At 57.7% G+C, this 24,169-nt stretch carries 7 protein-coding genes and 1 pseudogene; 1 reads left to right on the top strand and 7 read right to left on the bottom strand.

The features are described from left to right. Positions 1 to 328 precede the first annotated feature (328 nt). From IPP35_09525 to IPP35_09495, 7 genes and pseudogenes are all read right to left on the bottom strand, one after another. Positions 329 to 772, bottom strand: a complete 444-nt coding sequence (locus tag IPP35_09525; GenBank protein MBL0059330.1) for a hypothetical protein — start codon at positions 770 to 772, stop codon at positions 329 to 331. Next, complete coding sequence (locus IPP35_09520; GenBank protein ID MBL0059329.1) at positions 769 to 9,054, bottom strand: alpha/beta hydrolase; 8,286 nt, start codon at positions 9,052 to 9,054, stop codon at positions 769 to 771. The genes IPP35_09525 and IPP35_09520 overlap by 4 nt, the downstream gene beginning before the upstream one ends. A gap of 207 nt (positions 9,055 to 9,261) precedes the next feature. Continuing rightward, positions 9,262 to 10,119 carry a hypothetical protein gene (locus IPP35_09515; protein MBL0059328.1) on the bottom strand — a complete coding sequence of 286 codons (858 nt, stop codon included), beginning with the start codon at positions 10,117 to 10,119 and terminating at the stop codon, positions 9,262 to 9,264. 78 nt (positions 10,120 to 10,197) lie between these two features. Then, positions 10,198 to 18,333: an RHS repeat protein gene (locus IPP35_09510; protein ID MBL0059327.1), complete on the bottom strand. Its 8,136-nt coding sequence runs from the start codon at positions 18,331 to 18,333 to the stop codon at positions 10,198 to 10,200. Positions 18,334 to 19,336: 1,003 nt separating this feature from the next. Continuing rightward, positions 19,337 to 20,589 (bottom strand): annotated as a pseudogene (locus IPP35_09505) (IS256 family transposase). Positions 20,590 to 20,847: 258 nt separating this feature from the next. Next, positions 20,848 to 22,401 (bottom strand): hypothetical protein, encoded by a 1,554-nt coding sequence (locus IPP35_09500; protein MBL0059326.1) that lies wholly within the window; start codon positions 22,399 to 22,401, stop codon positions 20,848 to 20,850. Positions 22,402 to 22,681: 280 nt separating this feature from the next. After that, a complete protein-coding gene (locus IPP35_09495; GenBank protein ID MBL0059325.1) occupies positions 22,682 to 22,888 on the bottom strand; it encodes a hypothetical protein in 207 nt (68 codons plus the stop codon). Between the two features lie 664 nt (positions 22,889 to 23,552). On the opposite strand from IPP35_09495, the gene IPP35_09490 reads away from it, so the two are divergent. Further along, positions 23,553 to 24,053, top strand: coding sequence for a response regulator (locus IPP35_09490; GenBank protein MBL0059324.1), 501 nt, complete (start codon positions 23,553 to 23,555; stop codon positions 24,051 to 24,053). The last annotated feature ends 116 nt before the right edge of the window (positions 24,054 to 24,169 follow it).

Below are 24,169 nucleotides of genomic sequence, written 5' to 3'. Positions count from 1 at the left end.
AAAAATTCATTTTCAAATCCGCCTAGACGACAGGGACACCGGCCCGCCAAGGGCGGCCATGAGTCCTTGTGAACCGCAGTTGCCAGGGGTCGAGTAGCCCGGGGGATATTTCAGCCCCCATGACACATCGGGGACGTTGCGTATTTCATATGCTTAGTTCATTGCGAAGATATTCTCCCATTCCTCACGGCGCACCGCAAAATCAGGACGATCTTTCAGCCTGGCGCACTCTAAATTCTTCTTCAGAGAGAGATGCTCCCGGTCATTAGCGCCATTAAGAAAGGCCGTCTAAGCCGTTGGGACATTGCAAGACTCGACTCCAAGACCTTCAGAACACCTCGTCCCAAAGACGAACCTCGACCAAGCCACGAATATCCGCCCAGCCAATCACTTCGCCTTTTTTCTGATCAACGAAAATAAAGAGGGCTTCAACATCAATAGGATTGGCGAATCGCCGCTCCTCCTTAACCAAGTAGGAATAGGCCTTAACGCTACCATCAAAGGGAATTTGTTCGGTGATCAGATTTCGGGGATAAATCACCTCATAGGTATTAAGGGCCCATAAATACCCCCGGGTTTCCTCGACTGTATTCCCGGGGCGCGTCTTGACTGTCTGCTCCTTCAAGAATTTTTCGCCCTTCATCACGGTGTCGAGCTCCGCTTTGCTCATCCCGACCCTTAATTTGGAGGTAACCTCCGTGACATTCATCTTATGGCAACCCACGACCGTCAGGGCGGCCAAGATGATTTGAACTCCCTTATAGAACTTCATCGTTTCTGCCCCAGGCGCCATTGACGATACAGCATTTCAACGGCTTCTGGCTCATAAATGTCGCTGTGGCTATTGATTTCTATCCCGTATGGATTGCGCCGAGCGTCGGTGGCGTTAATAGCCTTGAAGTCAGGATGGCGAACCAATCCGGAAGGACCCGTGTAACCAAGCGCGCGGTCCCATTGAGTAAGACGGTAGGATAAACCAAAGACCACTTCCTGCCTTTCCGAATACACGATCGTCAGGTGGTCTATGTTTTGGATGGCCTTCTCGTATTTGCCGCCAACGGAAATGTCCTCGTTATCAACGGCAGGAACGAAGAGAACCACGTTATTAAACTTAACACCATTGGCCGCCGCCTCCAAAAGAAGGTGAGCACCCAAGCTATGAGTCACCGCGTTTATTTTGATGTCGGGGTTGTAGACCTTTACGAAGCTCTCCAGCCTTTGAAGGCCCTGCCAAGAAATATCGGCCGAATGCTCGGCCCGGCGGAAAAGGGCCAACTTGGAAAACCTATTACTACCGAGGTCTCCAGACCAGGAAACCATCAAACCAGGATTTTTGTATTGATTTGAAAGTAATCCTTTAGCGAAATTCATTCCCATGTTCAATGAATTTTCGCTTGGCACGTTATAGCCGTGAATGAATAGGTCAATAGTCTTGGAAGTTTTCAACTCGGCCTCGATTTCGCCAGGCGCCGTGTTAAACATGAGGCTGACTTGGGAAGCGTTTTCACCTTTCTCCAATCTGATCGGGGGAGAAAAAGATGTCATACCAAGACCTGGAACTACACGATAGCTGTGGCGCATTTCAAAAACAGCTACGGGTTGAATTTTGTGAGGGGTGCCTTTTTGGACAGAATAAAAACTCATTCCGTCTTGATCGGCGAGGACCTTTGTGCTCAAGGGGCTCGCGATCTTCTCGTAGCCAGGGATGGGATCCTCTTTGACCCGCGCCCCGTATTTCAATAGCGCTAAGCCGTAGGCGACGGAAGACTTCTCCCCGATATACCCCACCACCATCTTTGCATCGTCAGGATACCCAAGCACATACGCCTTGGCGTTCTCCTCCGCGCTCCGCGATACGCGGGCTGTCCAAGCCATTGCTTTTTGGGTCGTATCCACGGTGGCCTCTTTGACTTTTTGGGCGGTTTGGACGGTGGCTACTGCCCACTGGTGTGTCACGTCCATGGTTCGGTCTGCCACTTCGGCGACCGTGTCTTTTGTGGATTGGTATAGCCGAGCCGCTTTGTTTTGAACCACTTTGGCGTTGGCCACCACGCGATCCTTCGTGGCGGTTAAGGTGTGGGAAACGGCATGGGTCGTCTCCGACCACCAGTCTTTGCTTTCCACCGCCTGCCCCAAGGGGACCACGACCGGTTGAGCAGGATCGTGGGCTGAATGAACGGAAGGCCGGCCTTCCAAGGCGGGGGTAATCATGGGAGCGGGACCGCCCGTCCCGCTGGTCGTGGGCAAAGTGGAAGCGGATGCCCCCGAAACGACGACGGCCAGCGCTCCGACGGCAACCAACGATTTTTGCCAAGCCCATTTATCTCGACTCAGCGCGGACGCGCCCGATCGGCCTCCCGTGTCAAAAGCGTTATCGAAACTGTCTTGAAACACTTCCCACACCCAATTTATTTGCCCCGCGCCCCACAACGCCCAGCGCCGCGTTTCAGGCGACACCCCGCGGGCTTCCGCCTCGATCCGCGCCGATTCGAACGCTTTCACGTCCCAGACCAACGGGGGTTCCCCCCGCCGGTTTACATTCCAATGCGCTTGCGCCAGGGCCAGCGCCTCGTCCGCCGTCCCCACTCGGACTCGGCCGGGGCCCGCACGGGATCCGATCCCCATTCCGTCCAACGTCGTCCACACTTTCTGACCGTTCGCCCCCTGCTGGAGATCCGTCACCACCCATCCTTCTTGATTGAATTCAAAACGGTATCCATGCCCGGGTTCTCTCGTGCCAGGGTCCGTCTTGGTTCCAGGCGCCGATTCCACCACCTCCACTTCCACACCAGGCGCCACCTTCGCCTTCGAATGCACCGCGCCCGTCCCAAGATTTCGCCCCGACAATCGTTCAGCCACGCGCAACAGGCCAGACTCAACCACGGTTCCAGGCAAGATCGCGCGCTCCGCCGCATCGAACCGAATCTTTAGGTCCACCCCACGGCCTCCCTGGCGCGCCGGGTCCCCCGCCCACGATTTCATCAGGGCTTCAGCGTCAGCAGCTCCGCCCAAATGTCGTAATCTTCCCCCGTCAAGGAGCGATACCTCGCTCGCAAGGCGCCTGCCCTCGCTTTCAAATCCGTCAATTCGCTCTGTGAGAGATTTGACTTGCGAAGTTTCTCCATAAATGATCCCTTCAAGCTCAGAAACTCTTCGAGTAGTCTGTCCAACTCTTGCTTCTGCTTTCCCAACTCTTGCTGATCGCTTTCTAATAGCGCTTTCAATTCCGCCGCCTCCTGCCCCATCCGTTCGTAATCGCTCAATGTCTTTTGGCCCCAGGTTTTCAGGTCCGCTATGTCCTCGTTTAACTGCTGGACGCCCGTCTTCAGCTTGTCCCAGCTTGGATCGCTCAGCTTGTCCTTGATCCGCCCGAAGTCCTTCGACAGGGCCTCCGCTTCCTGTTTTTGCCGTTCCGTCTCCGTCAATGAAAATGCGGCTGTCTTTGGATCCGGTGACTTCTTCAAGTCTTGGCGCGGCTCCACCTTCGGTGTTCCCCGCTTGCGGCCGAACAGTTTGTCTAGCAGTCCCATCGTTCACTCCGTCGATCTTTTGTTTGAGCGCGTCAGCCTCCGCTCGTTTTATTTTGGCGTCTTCCGCCGCCGCTATTTGCTCCAGCTTGGCTTTCTTTAATTCCACTTCATGCATCCCCTTCGATGTTTCCACTCCCTTTCGCTTCAATTTCAGCGAGTCCGTTTCCGCGTTCGCCAATTTCAACTGAACTTCCGCCGCTTCTTTTCCCGCCAAAAGCACTTCCGCGTTCCCTTCGTGCCAGGCTTTCACCGCCCGCGCGTCCGCCATCGTTCCGAATTCCTTCAACAACAATTCCCCCGCCTCCGGCGTCACGTTCAACTTCACGCTTCCGCCCTTCTCCGCCACTCGCCTCGCCGCTTCCGCCGCCGCTGGAACATCCTTCACACTCACGATCGGCGCGGATACCGTCGACTCAAAACCGGGGCCTTTGAATCCGCTCCCCCCCGCCTTTTTCCCGTCCGCCAGCGCCTTGTTCCACCGCGCTCCGCCTACCTCGGAAGGGTCGAATTCTCCCAGCACCTCATAGGCCCCGTCTTTTATTTCAATCCGCCGCACCAGCCATTCCGGCGACCCTCCGGACGTCTGGTTCCCCTCCACATAGGACCGGCCTCGTCCGTTGTTCGTCCCGTTGCTTCCGTTCGGCAACACTCCGGGATCCAAGGGCGCACGGTCAAGCGGCACCCGCCATTCCACTCCAGTAGGATCTACGACCCGGATCATAACTATTTTTTCGCCGCGCGCAGGATCCAACAACAAATGCCCGTTTCCTCCCACCTCAAATAGCGCCCCGTTTCGCGCCACATCCAAAGAGGTCTTGACCCCGCGGTAAGCCTCCGGCACCGTCACCCATACCCCCTCCCCAGCAGGATTTCCATACCCTTTCCCTTGAGCGGCGGCACGCGCATACGGCGCTTTGCTCGCTGTCAGCAAGATACCGTCGCGTGGAAGAGGGAAAGCTGATTTTTCCGCTTGAGCTGACCGCAGAATCTCTGTCTCCCATACATCCGCTAACGTTATTCCTTTGAACATTTTCGTCAGCCCCACCGCCCCGCCCACCTGATCCGCCACGGCCACCCGCATTCCTTCCGTTGTCACATCCCCATACATCACCGATCCTAACCCATTCACCGTCTCCTTCGTTACAGACTGGACCGCCCACATCCCAAGAAGATTTTCCCCCGTCGACATTCCGGTGACCCCGGCCGCCCAAATCCGATCCGTTAGGCTCAACCCACGCGCCGTCACCCCACCCGCCAACGCTTCCGTGGACATCCAACCTCGCGCCGCCGCGCCCTTGCCGGTCAATGTGGATAATCCCGGAATCGCCTCCACCGGCGCGGCCAACACCCCAAAGGGTCCGGTGATCAACACTCCTTCACCAAACGAGTCCCAGGCTTCTCCCATCGTCAACAAACGCCTTTCTTTCAAACCCGTTTGGCCAGCGCGGATCCCCGTCATTATTCCTCCGCCCACAAGATATTTGATCGCCGTCGCACCGGGTGTCGCCATCAAACTCACTGTTTCATTCCACGCCGCCACCCCCCATTTGGGCCCGAAAGCCATTTTTTCTGTGCCTTTCAAAAGACCCGTCCTACCAGCGAGTTTAAACGTCGCCACCACGCGTTCTATTTTCGTGAGGGGCGCCCCACGAAGCGTAGCCAACCGGGACGCGGCCAACCAGCCCCCACGAACCGCCTGAACCCCGCTCGCGGTCCACATTAATGCGTTCGCTGTCGTTATTATCGTGTGCCAACCAAGGTCCGACCGAATAGAGTAGGCCTCTTCCATCGCGTTCAATAGACCTCCGTTTCCGATTTCCCCACGCACTAGCACAGACTTTAGCAACGCATCCGTTCCCTGCCCGACCGACCTGGTCGTTTTAGGCATTAGACACGCCCCAATGTTGGCTCCTATGTCATACCGCATCGCCTCTCGCTCCGTCATCAGGCCCGCCGCGGTTCCGAGGTCGTTGCCATACAGGGTAAACAATTCCATCCTCTGAACGGCTTTCTCCATCTCCTTTGGATTCGCTTCGCCATCTCCCCGCGCCATGGAAGTCAGAACCCCCAGAGCCTCTCGTCGTTTAAATTGCGTTTCAGCCACGCGCTGTTTCCCGACCAACGCCAACGGCATCCCTTCCTTCGCGCGCGCTTTAAAAAGTGAGGAAGCCCGCGACAAGCCCGCCCCACGCGTCAAATATTCCACCGCCGCCAAACCCGCCCGACCCCGAACCAGCGCGGAATCCCCCTTCTCTCGCCCCAACGTTCGGCTCGTCGATGCCAAGACCTCCGACGCCTCGTTTAATTCTCCCAGCCGCAACGCCATATAGTCCCGCCGCTCCTGGCGGTTCTCCGCCAGCTTCGATGTGAACGCACTCACCAACCCGCCCGGATCCATGGGATTCAGCATCTTCACTTTTCCCCACGCACCGCTTACCAACGAGAGAGATTTACCCAACGGCGTTTGTTTGGCATTGTATTCTGGAGCCAAGTAAGTCCCTATGACAGCCGACGCCTTTTGCATGTCCTTACTTCGATACGCCGTGAGGATCCCAGCCACCAACGCCTTCACATCCCCCTCTCTCTTTGTCGCAACCTCATCCCTGGCTAAGGCCGCCTTCGCCTTTTCAATCGAAACCGCCATCGACCCCAACATAGCCAAAGTTTCTGAATCCCGCGCTTTCACCTTCTCTTCGTTGACCCAATAGTTGATCGCTCCCAATTTTTCCGTCAGAGCTTCTTTCTGCGCGGTGTGGTAAGACTCTGCCCCGCTTTGCTCCAACACGGAGGCCTCTTCCCATCGGCCATTCCCAATCAACCGTCTCACCGCCATTAAGTTCTCTTCCCTGTCTTTCGCCCCCGCAATCTCCAATACCTGTCCTTTCCCCCAATGACTTACGAACGGATTCCCGCTCTGCCCAACAACGCTACGCAAGAACTCCGCCGCGGTTCGACTCGCCTCCCGTTTCCGCTCGATCACCACAGCCAACTCTTCCGACGTCCGTTTGTCGAATTCCTGACGGACAGCCTTCGTCCTTGATTCTTCCTTGGCCGCCCGTCTCGCCCCCAGGTTGCGCACCGAGGCACGCCCCGCCTCCAAAACTTGTCCCATCGCGCTGGGCGCAATAGGATCAGTAGCCCCGCCAGAGAGATCAGTCCAAGAAAACATCAGCCCCCCAACATCGCGATGAACCGGGCTCAAGAACAGAGCATAGGCCGTCTCCGCAAGTTCTGCGGGGCCAAATAGATTCGGTCCCGTTGCCATCAATGGCTCTTCACCCAAATTCGTTTCTCGTGATCTCGTGGGCTTCATCCCTAGAGGCCCAAGGCGCATGGAGGGAAAACGGATGATCGGGAACGGGAACAGGTCCAACGTCGGCGTCAGTCTCGGCGCTTTTCTTGTTCCCTCCCCTAAGGGCTCACCTTCCGGGGTTCCTTCAACCGCCCCACGGGGCAGAAGATTCGGGGTTCCAAGGCGCGGCATGGCGCCGGTCGGCGTTCCCTTCGGCTCGGCGCCCACGCCGGGAATTGCCGGGGTGGGGGCGTTCGTTGCGCTGTTCTCCGCTCCGACCGATGGTTCACCGGGGGAGAGAATTTTGTTTCCGGTTTCGGCGGGTCCTTTAGCTCCCGACCCTGGCAAACCCATCCAGCCCGCCAGGGCCTTTAAGGGCGACATCAGACCCGCCCCCAGATCGCTCATAAACCCTGTGAACGTCAGGTCCTTCTTCGGTTGGGGAAGTGAAGATAGATATTCCCGGTATTCTGCGGGGGTTTTCCCCAGGGCCGACGCTTTTTGCTCAAACGCTCGCTCCTCATACAACTTTGTCCCCAGCCCCAACGCCGTTCCCAATGCCTCGCCCATGGCGCTCACCACGAACCCTTGTTGGTAACGCTCCTGGTCCGTTCCACCGCTTCCGTCGTTCTTTTTGGCGTATAAACCCAGGGCGAGGGATTTCCCAACGCTCGTCGCCATTTGACCCGTGTCCCCGGACGCGCCGATCGCCGTGCCCGCCAGCATCCACGTCGTCCTTTGTGACGACTTGCCGTAGGTCATCCCGGTTTGTCGCACAAGCTCCCCGACCCCCGCCCGCAAAGCGTTCCCGCCGCCGGACAACCCATACCCGCCCATCAGCCCGTTCACCGCAGACACGGCCGCCACCGTCCATAGGGTTTTCCCATGCGCGCCCCCCGCCGCCGCAACCCCCACCTGCGTGACCATGCCCGTCAACTGCACCACCGCGCTCGTCTGCGACGCCCAGCTCGCCACGCCCGCCGTTGCCACCGTCGCCCCAAACTGCGCCACCATCATCCGGCTTTGGTGCGCTTGCTCACGGTCGGGGTGCGCCTCAAAATCATTGATTGAAATCCCTTGCCGCGCGCCCTGGTAAGCCACCCCAGCCCCGGCGAACAGGACCGCGAAACCAAACACCGCCAAGGGCGTCGCCGCCCCAAAGGATACGACCGTGGCCACCACCAGCGCCACCGCCACAGAAATGTCCACGGCCTGCATGGTCTTGTCGCCGAAGTTTTGGCCTTGCTGGTAGCTGTATTCTTCCAACGTCGTGGTGTGGGCTTTCGTAGCTTCCTCGTCCAACGTGCCGTCCGCTTTGTATTGGTTCACGGCCACCGTGTGACTGAAAGAGTGAATGTTTTGGCCGCCCAGGGATGTGGAGGATAGCATCGCCAATCCTACGACCGGATTTATGGCGATCACCGCGATCGACAGAACCTGCATTCCCAGGCTTCCTTTCTTCTTCTCCACCGTCGCCTTGCTCTGGGTGAACCGTTCCACCTCCAACGCCCGCCCGTGGTCGTCGAAACTCTTCACCCGCGCGTCCGTCTGCGTCCACACCTTGTTCCGGTCGTTCCGCTGGCTGGTCGTGATCGTGTGGACTTGTCTTCCGAATCCATCGTATTCCAGCACCTGGACGTCGCTCTCCGTGGTTACCGATTCCGTGGCGCTCTTCTTCGCGTTCTTTCGTTTCAGGCCCTTCTGCACCTGCTTCACGTAATCGTATTTCTCCACCTGCGTCACGCTTTGGTGGTAGCTGGTGATCCTTCCTAGGCTGTCATATTTGATGGCGGATTGGTGGTACGTCAGGTGGATGCCCATGGCCTGCACTTCGCCGTTCGCGTGAACGCCGGTGCCGTCCGCGGTCACTTTCATGGAGGACAGTAATCCGGACCCGGCATCGTAGCCGTAGGTCGTCGTCATCTGCGCTTGGCCGCTCGTCCAATCTTCGGACAGGCCCTGAACGCCGCCGCCGTCGTAGTTTTGCTCGTATTTCTGCCCACCGGCCAGCGCCGCCAGGGCGGCTCCCCAATAGCGGGTGGAATCCGTCCGCGTCATCCGGCCGTTCAGGTCGTAAGTCGTCCCCACGTTCCGGTCCGTATAGAGCAATGTCCGCGCTGCGGTTGCGTTTTCGTCCTCCACTTCCCGGAAGGTCTCCTTGCCGTCCGCCCACACCACGTTCCCGGGCGTTGTCGTATTTCGCCCCCGTTGTCTTCTCCACGCTCTTTTCAACCGACGTGTTGTCCCAGCTCTTGGTTTCAAAGTCTTCCGCCTGGCCCTGGTCGTTGAACTTCGTCGCGGTCCATTGGGTGTAGGAATTTTTCAACGGGGCGTTCGTGTCCTGGTAGGTCCGCGTGGTCTGGCCGACCGCGCGACCCTGGGCGTCGTATGTATATGAGACTTCCTGCGAATAGGCGCGGTTAATGGCGCCGGTCTCCGTCACGCGGTTTGTTTGCGTGGCCACACGGCCGTCCGCGCCGTAGGCGATGAGGGATGTGGTTTCCTATTCACCTGCCCTTCGGTCGTTGTTCGGGTTTGGAGTATGGGGCGATTCAAGCCGTCAAATTGGAGGTTCGTTGTCGTCGCCGGGTTGGCTTCGTTCTTAATGAGCGTGCCCTCTTTGTCCCAAGCCAAGTTAACGACGATCCCAGGCGTCGACTCCGATCGGCCATTGATATCGTAGGTCGCCCCTTTGATCCCGGTGATATCCGCACGTGTCAACCCATAGGACCCAAGCCTTTCCACCAGATTTTCCCCGTTCGCCGCCAAATAGTTCTTGAACAATTCCGGTCGAAACACCGGCGACCACCCCTTGTTCCATCCGCCATTCCGCACCAGCCCCATCCACTGGCTCCCATGCTTGGCCAGGGATTCCGGCGCGTAGGCCACCACCAGTTTTCCCAAAACCGGCCCAGCTTGATCGATGAACCGCCCCAGCCTCGTGGGGTCTTCGATCAAGGACTCCAACGTCGGAAGCGCCTGCGTCACCTGGCTCAACATTTTATTCACCGCCAGCGCCGCCTCAAGCGCGCCCAACGGCAGGAGCTCCAAGGCGCCCTTTGTCAGCGAATGACCCAAGACCCTTTTCTTTGACCCCCCACCGGCCAGCGCCGCCAGCGCGGCCAGGCCCGAGGGGTCCTGCATCAGCTGGTCCAGGCTCGGCAGGGCCTCCGCCATGAGCGCCAGGCACTTCTCCAACCGTGGCGACGTGGGAACCGAAACCACGGCGGGAGCGGTTTTCCGCCCCTTCAATTTTTCCACGCTGGGCGCGGTGACAGCCTTTACGCTTGGCTCCATGCCCAGCGCTTTTTACCGCTTCATAGGCCTGGGTAAACCCCGCGACCACGTTCTTCTGGATTTCCGCCACCAATGCGCTCACCAGCGTATTGGCTGTCGATCACCGCCCCTTCCTTCGAATTCAGACGGCCGGTGCTGAACAAGCGTCGCAGTTCGGCGATCGCTTCCGCGCTCGGGGCTCCCGTTTTGCGTCCCCAGGTTCACGGTAACGTTGTTTGTGGCTTGACCTAAATCGTTGACGAGATTGCCGAACGTCAGTTCATAGGCGACGGGACCCTGTGGGGGAGTGATCTTCACCATCGATTCCAACAATCGGCCCGACTCATCATATATCAGGCTCCCCGCCACGGGGGTATAGGTCGTCGTGCCCGCGGCATCCGTAATGCTCTTGGTGTAATCCACCAAGTTCCCCTGGGCGTCGTAGACCATGCCGGTTTGACGAATGACCTGGTGAACATCGAGCGCCACCCCGCCCGCCAGCGACGTTTCGTAAGAATCGGTGACCTGACGGAGCACTCGTCCGTCCGCGTTGTAGACAATGTCGTGCACGTCATGGGTGGTAAGTTTTAGCCCGTCTTGAACCGTTTGGACGTATCTTTTGGATCGACCCCAGGAATCGACCTCATCCACCCGCATTGTTTCGACGGTGATCCGATCGAGTTTGTCCCCCGTTTCGCGCACGAGGTCCCGGGATTCGACCACGCGCCCGTTTTCATAGCGAATATCGTCCAGGGAAAGTCGTTGGACTGTTCGGCCGCCCTCCTTCACCGTATTCAACGTCCGTCGCGCGCGCCCGTTATTGTCAAAAGCGATGACTTCGTTCAAAGAGTTATAGACCCTTTTCTTCCCGTCCACTGTTTCAACCCCATCCACAGAGGTAATGACGATTTGTCCTTTAAGGTTATATTTGTAGGCGATGGTTTTCCTATCCGTATGGGTTATCCCAGCGGTGTCCACGGTCACCGTTTCAGATTCGTAAGACCGGAGGCGGCCGAACCGGTCATAGGTATGCTCGCTCTCCCTCTTTCGGGAGGTTTTAAACTCTTTGTGATCCGCGTCCCATTCCGTCAGCTCGGTTTGTTCCCATGTCGTTCGGCCCAGGGCATCGTAGCGGACATCGCCAGTCGTGCGCTCCTCTGTTTTTACGCCTTGAGCGTCAACCGACCACCGTTCAAAACGTTGCGCTCGGCCCAGATCGTCAAAAGAATAGGGATCGGCCTTATAATAGTTTTGGTGTGTCTCACCCAGCGCATTGGCGGTCGCCGTCAGGGTTTCCAGGAGTCGCCCGTTCGCATCGTAGACCCGGTCTTGAAGATCGCGGGTCACAGTCTTCTCGCCATCTTCCCAACGGGTCGTCGTCTGACGCAACGCGCGGCCCTTCCCGTCCGCCCTGTCTCTCGCGGTTTCTTCGCGGTAGGATCTGTAAACACCGGTCTTGGAGACCGGGTCCCAACCCACCTCAAGCGCGTGGGTGCCCGTATTGGCCACCGCCGTTCCGCTGAAGGCATTCTTTGTCTTTTCGAAGACCAGGTGGTACCCCGGCAGGCCCACCCCCTTCTGGGTCAATCGGAACCCGTCGGTGGTTTCACCGGCGGCATTGTGGGCTAGGTTCCATTCCGCCACGCGGGATCGTTCCCCCGAAGATTTCGCAAAGTCCTCCCCATATTTCGTCCACGCATCAACCGTTGTGGTGAGGGTGTCCGTGAGTGAAAAAGTCAGGAGCCCCCAGGGGTCGGCGCGGGCGGGGCCGACATCGCGGGAGATATCCACCTTTCCGCCCGCGAAGCGGGCCCGCGTGGCGTTAATGGCCCGGCCCTGGGCATCGTAGCCGTCGTTGGTGGCAACCAACCGGTATTTGCCGCTGGCATCCTCCACCTGCGTTTCACTTCGGCGAGACCGCCCCTCCGCATCGAAATCGGCAACCTCCAACACTTCCCTCACGGGGTCTTTCCCGTCTTGGACCGTCGTACGATCAAAACCCACCAGGTTTCCGCGTGAATCGTAAACCATTTTCTCGCTTGTTTGGACCGTGCGGGAGGTCGAGGTCTCCCCTCCTTTGCGGGAGAAGGTGATGGTTTCATTGACGTGCGATAGAGTCCGCCCGGCGACGTCCTGGGTCTGCTCGATGGACCGGGAAATGGTGAGTTTCCCATCGCCGTTAAAGGAAAGTCCGGGAAGCACGGGAGTGCCCTCGGGAAACTTGGCCCCGGTTTTTCCCGCCATTTTCAAGACCGTTCGAACCGCCTCCCCATCTTTCAGCGTTACCGGGCGGCCGTGCAACCGCAAGGACCCACCCCAAGAAAGGTTCACCGCCTCGTCCGGGCGATTCAACCCGAAACCGGCGAGGGATTCCGATTTCTTGAGCGTCTGCTTGACCATCGCAACCTTTCCGAGTTCCTTCAACCCATATTCCTTTTCGCCCAAAAGGACGGTCCCCCCATTCAACAGCCCTTCCATTTGTTTCGAGTCCAGCCGATAGTCACCCCGGCCCACCTGGAGGATTTGCTCCGCCAACGTCTTTGTGAATTCGGCCACCATCCCTTCTAAACTCGATAACGCCGCGTTCTTTTTGTCGGCCGTGGACGTCGGCAGGGACGACTCCATCTCCTTAAATCTGTTTTCGGCGCCGTCAAACGCCTCCTGGGCCGTCTTATAGAAATTTTTCGCAAGGTCGCGGGTTCCTTCTTTCTCCTTCAATGTTTCTGTTAATCCCTTTTCCCCCTTTTGAGTCAGGGGGTCATAGTCTCCGTCCAATAGTCTATTGGCATCATCGAAGTTCGCATTGGCTTTATTTAACTTATCTTTCAGGTCAATCCGCCGATTCAGTAAACCAATAAACCGTTCCCCCTCCGCCGTAAGCCTCCCCTGCCCGGCGATGGCGCCAACCACGTCTTGGCCGGAATCGTTGTTTAAGATGCCAATCGAAAAATAATCCCTGACGTATCCTCCACGCTCTTTCTTGAAAAAAATCGTCCCCGCGCCATCAAACCATACCGTTCGATACTCTGTTAGCCCACTCTGTTTCTGGCTGTCATCATCAACAAGGATTTTGCCCACATACCCTCGGATTTCCTCGTTGAGCTTGCCAATTTCCATCGGAAGCAATCTTCGGTCTTCCTCAGCAGATTTCAGCTCTTTCTCCGCGGCTTCCTTTTTAAATTTTTCGTCCTCCAACCCTTTCTCTTCGGCCACTAAAGTGTCCTTGGCCGCGTCCAGATTCAACTTCGCGAGGTCTTTCTCTGCTTGCCCAAGGACCATCTGTCGGCCCGCCTCGGCATCGATTCCGGCAAGAAGTTCGGCCTTCATTTGATCCAAAGGACGGTCGAAGAGAATCGCTTCGTCAAAACGGTTAAGGGCAACCCCTCGCGATTCGTACCGGCCAATACGGTTCTCCATGATCCCGTTAGCGTCAAAGTCGGCTCCATCTAAAATTGTGAAATCGACTTGTCCCAATACTTCGACCTTTTCAGCCAAAACATCATCCATGAGTTGGGTGCGTTGGTCTGCCGTCAATTGTGCCCAGCCGGCGGAAACCGTTGGGACTGTCAAGTCCGCTCCCTCCCCCGCAGGTTTTGAAGACGCCCCGTTGTCACCCTCCATCAGGAGGACGATGTCCTCCCCATTAAACGTCGCTTCCCGGAAAGTCGATCGGCCCAGCTCGTCGTAGGCGAAGTTGTCCCGATAAAGGTGGGTGATTTTTTCTCCGTCCGCCGTCCGCGCCGCGTAGCTGGCCAACCGGGTGGACGTCCCCTCGTAGCTTACCGTCACCACGGATTCCACTTCCTTCTCCGGCGCCGCCGCGGAACGGGAGATCTCCAACCAGGACACCGCCCGGCCCTGGGCGTCGAAAGATTTGTCCTTTGATCTCGTTACGCTTAATCCCTGGTCAAACACCCCCACCGCCACGGCCGCCGACTGCAGTTTTAGCGGGATGTCCCCCATCTTGGCGCCCGCCGCTTTCTCCTCAATCGCCCGTACTAAGTTCGCCAACGTCCGCGCGTCCAGTTGCGGCACCGTTCGGCCCTCCGACCCGCCCAAGGATTTCAACCAGCCCGTCACCCGCTCCACAAACCCTTCCGCCGGGTCCGCCACGTTCTCCTTAATCCACGCCCCCACGTCTGCCGCCAACCCCGCCGTGTTCCTCGCCAGCTGGACCAGTCCCTCCCACAGGTTCCGGCCCGCCCCCGCCAAGGTCCCGCCGCCCAAAATGTCAGAGATTCTTCGGAGCGCGTCCTTCACCCGGTTCGTCTCCCCCGCGCTCGTCTCCCCGTCCACGAACCGCCCCTCTTTGTCATACCGCATGTTCCGCACCGCCACCTTCTTCCCCTTCTCCCCCGTAGCGCTCTCCAAACTCGTTTCGTCATACCCCGCCATCAGCCCTTTTCGGTGGCCCTCTCCGTCCGCGTCGTAATACGTGATCCCCTCCCGCATCCGGCTATTCGTGCTGGTTTTGGTTTCCCCATCCTTGACGAAAGTTGTCGTGTCGTCCGACTGGAACCCCGCCAACCGGCCCATTTCGTCATACTCCCCGTTCTTCCAGTTCGATGTCACCGTCTCCACAGCGCCCGTGGCATAGGTATTCACGGTCGTCTGCCCATACGCCGTCTCTTGCCCGTTGTCGTTCAGACCCAGCGCCGCGTGCGTCGTTTTGAAATCCTTCACCAACGTTCCCCCCTCGAACACCTGCCCCTCTTCCTCATAACCTAGGGAGCGGCCTCGGCTGTCCACGCCCTTCGTTTTCCAACGCGACGTCGTCGTCTTCTCCGCCGTTTCTCTCGTCCGATCAAAAGACTCCAGCTCCCCCGTCAGCCCATACGCCAGTCCCGTGTCGCTCGTTTCGTAATTCCCCTCCCCCGCGCTCCACCCCTTCGTGGTTCGTCCCACCGCCTGGCCCAGAGAATTGTATCCCGCCGTTTCCGTTGTCTCTTTAAACGACCCCTGGTCGTTGTAACCCTCCCGCGCCGTTTCCACCTCCCGCCCCTGGGCGTCATACCCCACCTTCACGTCCGCGTTCGTATACGATCCGTTGTTGTACCCATCCTCGTGGCGCTCAAACGCCCGGCCCGTTTCGTCGTAGCCCACCTTCGTTATGTTTAAATCACTGATCCCCGCCGTCCCGTCCGACCGGCTGTGGTACGCCGTCGCTCGGCCGTTCACGTCAAAGGCGCTGTTCTCTGTCACCGACGAATAACTCGCCCCGTTCCGCACGCCCACGGACTCCGTTCGGGCGGTTCGGCCCGCGCCGTCGTACGTCGTCGTTCGGTCCCCCTCCTCTTCGCTGTAGAGGCCAGGACCCGTCGTGGTCGTTTGCTCGTGGTGACCCGCCGCCCGGCCCAATTCGTCATACCGCATCCCGCTCTTCTTCGTCACCTCCGTCACCACCGTCAGCCCAGGCCGCGTCGCCTCTTCCACGCTCCCCGCCAGCTGACCCGCCGCGTTGTAGCTCATCCCGTTCGTTTCCACATGCGTCCGCACGCCCTGCGCGTTCGTCGCATCCTCCGTCGTCCCCGCCAACTCCCCATTCCCGTAATACCGGTTCCGCCGTTCCGTCGTCGTCACGCCACCCGGAGCCGCGGAGTCACCCGTCCGCTCCGTATAAGTCAATGCCCGCCCGTTCACGTCCACCGCCAAGTGGGTCCGTTCATTGGTGGTTTCCCCATCCTTCACCAGGTTCCCCGCCACGTCATACCCCTGGGACCGCCTTGATTCCAACCGGTCCCCGTTGGACGACACCGTCGCGTCCAGCACCTCCCGCGTATGCACCGCCATCCCGCCCAGTTCACCCGTCGTTTCCGCCGTCGTCCGGCTTTTCTTTCCTCCACCCGATTCTTCCCCCACAGCCTCCGTTCCTTCCACCACCGTCAAATCCACGTTGCCATTCGGTGTTTGCCCCGTGATCCGCGTCGTCGAGGTTCCCCCCGTCGCTTGGCTTTGCGCGTCATACGTCCGCCCCGCCAGCGTCGTCACGCTCTTCACGGCCGGTCGGTCAGACCGCACCACCGTTTCCACCGAATCCGTCACCCGCCCACGCTCGTCATACCGCGCTCCGGCCATATCCGTCTTCACCACAAGACCCGCCCCGTCACGCGATTCTTCGCTGGATTCCACCGCCAATCCCCGCCCGTCCAGCTGGCCGCTCCACCGCCGTTCCCGCCACGCCCCACCCGCCGTCGCCGTCTCCTTATAGGCCGCCACGCGGTCCCATCCGTCAAATCCCTCCGCTGACCATTCCACCTTCTGCACCGCTCCCAGTGCGTCCGTATACGTGTCCGTCGTCTCCGCCACCCGCCCGCGGTGGTCGTAGCCCGTTTCGTGCCGCTGGGTCGACTTCTCCCCCAATACGTTTGTCGTCGTTAGTTCATAGCCCTTCAAATCGCCCTTCCAGTCATACCCCAGCGCCGTCCACTCCTGCCGACCTGTCGCCCGGGGAGAACCCCCGCCCTCCCCAGTCAACTCCTCTTCGTATCGCGTCATCCGCCCGGACCCGTCATACCCCACGTTCCCGCGCCGCGTCGTACGCGTTCGGCCGTCTTCCCCCGTCTCGCTCTCTACCGTCACCAGCGCCCGGTCTTTCCCGTCGAATCCCTCCGCTCTCCAGGTCGTATTTGCCGTTCGCCCAAAGGCGTCCCTCGTCTGCCCTTTATATCCCACCAGCCGACCCAGCTCGTCATACCTCATTTCGTCTTCTGTCCTTAACGTACCGTTCCCCAGGGCGTCCACACCCTCCTCCGTATACCCCTTCAGCCGCCCTCCCTCCTCATACACCCCCACCCAATGTTTCGTCGTCTTCCGACCTTGGTCGTCCGTCGTCGTTTCATGGGTTCCCGTCACCCGGCCTTTTTCATACCCCTCCGCCTTCCAATCCCGCCCCGTCTCCAGGCCACGCGCGTCCGTCACGTCCTCGTGGTAGCTCAACAGCTCGTTTTTCGCGTTGTATTCCCCACCGCTCCACCGCCGGTAGCTCGACGGCCCGTCTTTCTCCCCGTTCAGCTCCTCATACGACGTCAACCGCCCGTGCTCGTCATACTTCCCGTTTCGGAACACCCGGAGCGTCTCTTGGCCCGTGGAACTCTTCACCGTTTCCCGGTAGCTCGTCACGTTCCCTTGTTCGTCAAACGCCGCGTCCCCCCAGCTCCGGTCCGTGGTCTCTCCCGAAGGGTCCGTCCGCTTCTCCCGGTAACCCACCAGCGCCCCGCGTTCGTCGTATTTCGCCCCGCCCCACTCCCGCGTCGACTCCCGCCCCGCCGCGTCCCGCGTCGTTTCCTTGTACCCCGTCAGCCGCCAGTCGTCTTTTTTGTCCTTCTTGAAATTCTCGTACGTCGCTCCGCTCCACGTTCGGGACTGTTTCACCCCGTCTTCAATCGACTCTTCCTTAAAGGAAAGAAGGTTCCCCGCTTCATCGTGCGTCGAATCCCACACACGCCGCGTCGTCTCCCGCCCGTTCGCGTCCGTCGATTTCTCTTCATACCCCAGCAGGTTCTTCCCGTCACCGCTCCACGCCATGTGGGTTCGCTCAAGCCGGCTTTCGTTCCCCAAAGCGTCCCAGCTCGTTTCTGTAAACGACTCCAGCCGGTCTCTCCCGGGCACGATCGCATACGTCCCCGCCCACCGTTTGATGTCCGCGTGGCCCTTCGCGTCCCTAGTCGTCGTTTTCGAGCTCAGCAAGTTCCCGTGTTTGTCATACTCCATCTCTGTCGTGTCCTGCACCCGCACCCCGCCATAGCTGTCTTTGATCTTTTCGTTCTCTATTCGATGCACACGGCCGTTCTTAAACCACATCCTTTTCCCGTCAGCGAACGTTCGATACTGGAATCCTCCCGCCGCCGCCATCCGCGCCGAAAACCGCGCCTGTTTCATCTCCACTTCCGCGCTCATCGTCGCCGCCGTTTGGAACTTCTCCAGCGCCATCTGGAATACCCGCGGGCCCAAATCCGCCACGCCATCGTAGGGCCGCCCCTGCAGGCGCGCGAACCGCGCGTTTTGCCCCGCCACCAGCGCGTCCACCGCTTCGATCCGCGCCCGCAGGCGCTCCGGGCTGAAATAGGCCCCGTCTTCGCTGGAGGTCGTGAACTCGTCATACTGCTTCTGGCCCAGCATTTGAGACGCACGGCTTTGCGCCCACGCCGACGCCGGGCCGAACAGGGTCGTCAATAAAAATGCCCCCGCCAACGCCGGGCGGAACGTCCACACCACGGCGCGGGGGAGCTTAATCATCAGGAAATGTTGGAGAGGCCGCCCAAAGAACATAACCCCCGGGATGTAGCGGGTCGTTCTTTGACGGAAAAGCTCATTCGGGGATGGGGGGAGATGATACTTGCCCATGTCGTGCTCCACGGAGTTTCAAACTAATATTTATAGGTCTTGTGCAGAGCAAGTTGCAAGTAGTTATTTATAACATTAAATGACTGTTTCGTCAACTGAAAAATCATGGGTTTACCCACCCCAAAAGCCACGGGCCCCCACCGAATAAAAGCGGGGAACCCGTGGTGGACCGATTTAGGGTTTGGCCCCGCCCGTCAGGAACGATAAGGTTACAAACCCGAAAAAAGGTCGACGTTCCACTGTTTTCATGCCACCGCCAGTATCTTTTCGGATTTTCACCTCAACGGCTCTGCCAGCGCTATAGCCGTAGGCTTATTGAGTCCACTATCGTTTGAACGAATGCCTGGAGATTGTGATCGTTTTATTGCCCTCGTGAAACGTCACGGCATTCGAACCCGCCGCAATACCTGCCAGTTGATTTTTGATCGCAGGGGAGCCTGCCGGTTTAGACGCTGTCCAAGTTACGTTTGTGGTTGCATAACAATATGAATCAAAAGCGTAAATTCCCCCAGACGCTGAATTTGCAGAAGTAAACGTTCCGTAAAATCTAGGGTTGCCAGTAGCATCGTCGAAATTCCCGCTCGTAATCGCAAGGGGTGTGGCCGTGCTATAATTGACCACGGCGGTGCCAGACACTGAACAGAATACCCCGGTAGATGAGAAGCTGAAGAAAACCGATGATATACCCCCAGGCACGACGTCGAATGAAACGGATTTCGACTGCGACGTTGATCCGGTCCAACTTCCAACGTAGGATACGACCCCGCCGCCTGAAGATGAACCATCGCTATCCTTTTTTTTTGAACACGCCAGGATCGCGCCGCATAAAACAATGACGAGATATTGTCAAATGTTGTGGGTGGGATTTGAGGAGCGTATCCCATCCGGTCGTAAATTAGGCGGCCATTTCCAGTTCAACCCCGTCTTTGAATTGGATCCCTTTCCACACCGCCGTCAACTTTTTGTATCCCCGTAATTTCCGCCACCGCTTCTGCGCCGATTCCGCCAACTTATAAACCATCGTCAACGTCGCGATCCGTGAACCGCATCCCTTCGTTCTTTTTGTCCGTAGACGCACCGTTGCAAATGTCGACTCAATCACGTTCGTGCTTCGAATCGACAACCAATGTTCCGCCGGGAAATCGTAGAACGTGAGCAAACTCTCCCGGTTCCTGTTGATCGTTTCCACCGCCTTCGGATATTTCAGTTCGAACTCTTTGACGAAAGCGTCAAAGGCGGCGTGTCCTTCCTCTTTCGTCGGCGCCAGGTAAATGTCGTGGATCATTTGCTTCCCTTTCCCTTGAAGACTCTTCGGAAGCTTGTCCAGCGCGTTGACTGTTTTATGAACCCAACAAAGCTGGGTCTTCGTGCCGGGAATTCCTCCGACAGCGCCGCCCAGAACCCCAACGCGCCGTCACCAATCGCCAACTTTGGCCCCTTCGCCAATCCACGCCGTTTTAATGTCCGTAAAACGGACTGCCAGCTTTCCTTCGACTCCCGAAACCCGTCCTCCACCGCCACCAGTTCTTTGGTTCCGTCTTCCTTCGCCCCAATAATCACCAGAATACACTGCCGATCATCGTCCAGCCGGACGTTGAAATAGATTCCGTCCACCCACCAGTAAACATATTCGCTCTTCGATATGTCCCGTCCGATCCATTCTTGGTAATCCTGTTCCCAGATCCGCTTCATCCGCACCACGCTTTCCGCTGAAAATCCCAGCACCTTTTCCCCGACCAGCTTCTCCAGGACTTCCGTGAAATCCCCCGTGGAGATCCCTTTCAAATACAGGAACGGCACCAGCTCCTCCAGGTTCTTGGTCTTCCTCAAATACGGCGGGATCAGGATCGACTGAAATCGTGGCTCCCCCGTCCCTTTCAGAACCCGGTCGTCCACACGAGGAGGCTCAATGTCCAAGGGGCCGGCTCCCGTCACCAAGACCCGCCGGTTTTGTTTTCCGTTGCGGACAATCAACCGATGCCCGTGTTCGTCCACCCGGGCCGCATGGCGTTGACAAAAAATATCCACCTCTTCGTTCAGCGCCACTTCCAATAGCCGTTGCGCCCCGCGGCGCACGATCTCTTCCAGCGTACCCACCACCCCTTGCCCTTCTGGTTTTTCTGCCCGAATTGTTTTAACATCTTTCATAAGCGTATCCTCCTGGGTTCGGTGGCGTCAACCACCGGGTTTTTGTTTCCTTTCACCAGACAGGATACGCTTTTCTTTTTTATCCCCTCAACCCCTCACCCACAACTTTTGAGTATATCTCAACAATGACACCCAACACCCCTAAGAAATTAATTCGTTTTTCCATAGGTTCTCACTCCGTTGAATTATTATTTACAAAATCATGTGGTCCCGATAATTTAGGGAAAACCATGTTTTCCTATCGGATCACTTTCCTGTTCATTCGCGATGAATCGTTTTGACATAATCCGGCCCCCGAATGACTTGGACTCCATCCGATGAAGCGGAACTCAACATCGCTACCGGCGCGGATCCGATCCCCATAGGACGTGTTGCGGCCCAGGTCACATCCGCAGATCCAGAACAGTAACCGTCATATTCATGAATGTTCCCGTTCGCCCCGAAAGCCGAGGTAAACAATCCGCCGAACGTTTGCGGCCCACTGTTGTCATTGAAGGCATTGTTGATGATGTCCAGCCCATTTGTGTAGTTCATGGTAACCGTAAAGGTGCCGCTACAATAATATCCGTTGACAGTTATTTTATAGGTGACGGATTGAATTTTGTCAGCGGAGACAATGAATGACATGGGGTAACTCTGGGACGTTGTGCCGCTGTAGGTGCCGTTCAGAGGAATTTTTTGAAAATCCGCAAACGGGCTGGAATCGCCGTTCAGCGTCACCGTACAACCTCCGGATCCCGCGCATGGCCCGGACCAGGCACTAAAAGTCGAGAAACCATCCGGCGTCGCCGCCAGTTGGATCGTGTCGCCGTAAAGGTAGGTTTCCCCGCAATCAGCCCCACAACTGATTCCAGGGGGGGAAGATGTCACCAAACCATTGCCGTTTCCAGTTTTCGAAATGGAAAGGGTGACCGGCCGCTTATTGAACGTCGCAGAGACCGTGGTATCCGCAGACACGGTGAAGACACACGCCCCCGTTCCAGAACAAGCCCCGCCCCAACCAGCAAAAACCGATGAGACGTCCGGCGTAGGGGTCAACGTAACAACCGTCCCCACTACCAGTCCTTCGGAACAATCCGCCCCACAATTGATTCCCGCCGGGTCGGAAGTTACTGTCCCGATGCCCGCACCCGACATCGTCACGCCCAGCAGATACGTGATCCTGGCAAAAGTGGCGGTGGCGGTTCGAGCCCCGGTCATCGAGACCAAACACGAACCGGTCCCCGCGCACGCCCCACTCCAGCCTGTAAAAATCGATGTGGCGTCCGGAGTGGCCGTGAGGGTTAACGATGTTCCGTTGCTATAGGTCTCGGTGCAATCAACCCCGCAGTTTATTCCTGCAACGGATGACCCCACCGACCCGCCCCCCGTTCCCGCTCGCACAACGGTCAAAGCGAACAGGCTGACCGGGGTCACGGAAAATTGCGCGGTCACCACCGTATTGTCGTTGACGGCGACGACGCAGGGACCGGTCCCCCCGCACGACCCACCTGACCATCCATCGAATTGGGAGGAGCCGTCCGGCACCGCCGACAAGGTCACCGACGTCCCGATCGAATAATTTTCGGAGCAATCGAGGCCACAGGAAATTCCCGCCGGGGATGAAGAAACAGTCCCCACTCCAGCCCCGGTTTTATTGATTACCAGGCTCCGCAAAACCGCCGATGGATTGGTGAATGTCGCCACCACCGTTTTGTCGGCGTCCAGGGTGACAACGCAACTCCCCGTGCCGGAGCATCCGCCCCCGGACCAACCGCTAAAAACCATTCCAGTATCCGGCGTCGCCGAAAGAGTGACAGCCGAACCCGTCATTGTCGCGCTCGAACAAGCGCTTCCGCAATCGATTCCAGGCGAGGAAGACTGAACCCGTCCGGTCCCTGTCCCTGCCTTTGTTAGCGTCAATGTAAATGCAGATACGCCCCCTCCCGACGAAGTTCCACCGCCTCCATCGCTTTTTTTTTGGCACCCCAGGGAAACCAACAACCCGGCGGTCGCAAAAAATCCCACCCATTTTCGAATATTCATAGCATGCCCCCCTCATTTGGCAACCGCATTTTTTACTTCGATCGGAGAAAACCGATCACGACAATTCCTACCGCTGGCAAACCACATTAAATGATCGACGATTTATCTCTTTATTACCCACATGGACAACCACCTGCCACATCCCGTCATAAACCTGTCGCCTTTCTCCATAATCCCCACCCAGGATAAAATCGTCCATGACCCCGCCGCCGCTGTCGATCTTCAACCACGAATAAACCTCCGCGCCTGGTTTCAGGGCTTCTTTGAGGGGCACGGACGTTTCTTCTTGGATTATCCCGCCCGGCCGAATCCATTGAAAACGAATCACCAAAGGGAAATCAAGGCCCCCTGGGATTGATGAATAGGCAAATATTTTATCGGAACACCCCAAAGTCTGCCCTTGAGCTTCCGTCCCCCCCCCCTCCCCCACCACCCGCACCTGCCCTTCGGGGCCCGCAAAAGCGTTCCCCCCGCATACACCGAATAAACCGGCAAAACAAATCGCCAAAAAGTATTGTCTCATAGACGTCCAAACAATAACCGAAAAGACATCTTTCTCGGCCACACTTCCCCCTTCCTCAAGCTCTTCAATTTTCTTTGCGATATATGAATTCAGCAACCAACAAAACATCGTCGGAAAATAAAACAAAACGGCCTTTTGCGTTTTCGTATTCTACCACAGGGAGCCCGTTTTTTGTGTTAACAATATGTAAATTTATTGTAACAATACTTTAAACCATTATAATACTTGTATTACGTATCGGCCTATTTTCGCATTCAAAATCGGTTTCTGTTTCTCCGTGCGAGAGCTGGGCTCCTCACGGAGAATTCGATTCTCCTGCCACAGTCTGTCGATGTGGCCTTTCCATTGAGGCTGAATCCGCGTTCCTACTGAAATCAATCTTGTCAGACCACGAGGGAGTTGGTATAAATGGGGCATGCCTACTCCGAGAATTCTTGCGGTGGAAGACACGGCGATCACCCAATCGGCCTTGAAGAGGGAATTGAAGGAGTACGGTTGTGATATCGTCATCGCCGGGACGGCGGAGGAAGCCTGGGAGATTTTGGAGCGGGAACCCGCATTTCACGCGGTGATCCTGGATTTCCATCTGCCGGGGGAAGACGGCGCCAGTTTCTATCGCCGGTTCGCCATGGACCCCCGTTTTTCCTCCATCGCCGTGATCCCCTTCACCGCGATCATGTACGCCGATGAAAGCGCCACCAACGTCTCCGTGGCCCAGGATTTCGTCACCGCCCGCCCCACCGCCAAAGCGGACCGATCCCACCCCATCGTTTCCAAAGGGGGCCGGGAGGACGTCAGCCAACTGCCGGGCCCGTTGATCCTATCGGTGGGCCACGCCCTCCAAAACGCCGGAATCCCCCTTCCCCCCACCCTCCGCGCCGCCATGAAAATCCACGTTCGAGCCTTGTTGGATTAGCCTTTCCCCCAAACACCTGAGAAACTAAAAATTAGACGTTCTTGAAATGCCCGCCACCAATTAGCCGGTTGGTCGTCGGCGGCCAGGTCCAACTTTTTGCTGAGGCCGGGGCCTGT

It is taken from the genome of Elusimicrobiota bacterium, assembly GCA_016721625.1.
GTDB lineage: Bacteria > Elusimicrobiota > Elusimicrobia > FEN-1173 > FEN-1173 > JADKHR01.
This window is presented reverse-complemented; position numbering and strand designations above follow the sequence as displayed.

What these genes read in the sequence shown, in the direction of transcription:
- IPP35_09515 (MBL0059328.1), bottom strand. Translation starts at nt 10,119, where the DNA reads ATGGAGCCAAGCGTAAAGGCTGTCACCGCGCCCAGCGTGGAAAAATTG.
- IPP35_09490 (MBL0059324.1), top strand. Translation starts at nt 23,553, where the DNA reads ATGCCTACTCCGAGAATTCTTGCGGTGGAAGACACGGCGATCACCCAA.
- IPP35_09510 (MBL0059327.1), bottom strand. Translation starts at nt 18,333, where the DNA reads ATGATTAAGCTCCCCCGCGCCGTGGTGTGGACGTTCCGCCCGGCGTTG.
- IPP35_09525 (MBL0059330.1), bottom strand. Translation starts at nt 772, where the DNA reads ATGAAGTTCTATAAGGGAGTTCAAATCATCTTGGCCGCCCTGACGGTC.
- IPP35_09500 (MBL0059326.1), bottom strand. Translation starts at nt 22,401, where the DNA reads ATGACGGGTTCGGCTGTCACTCTTTCGGCGACGCCGGATACTGGAATG.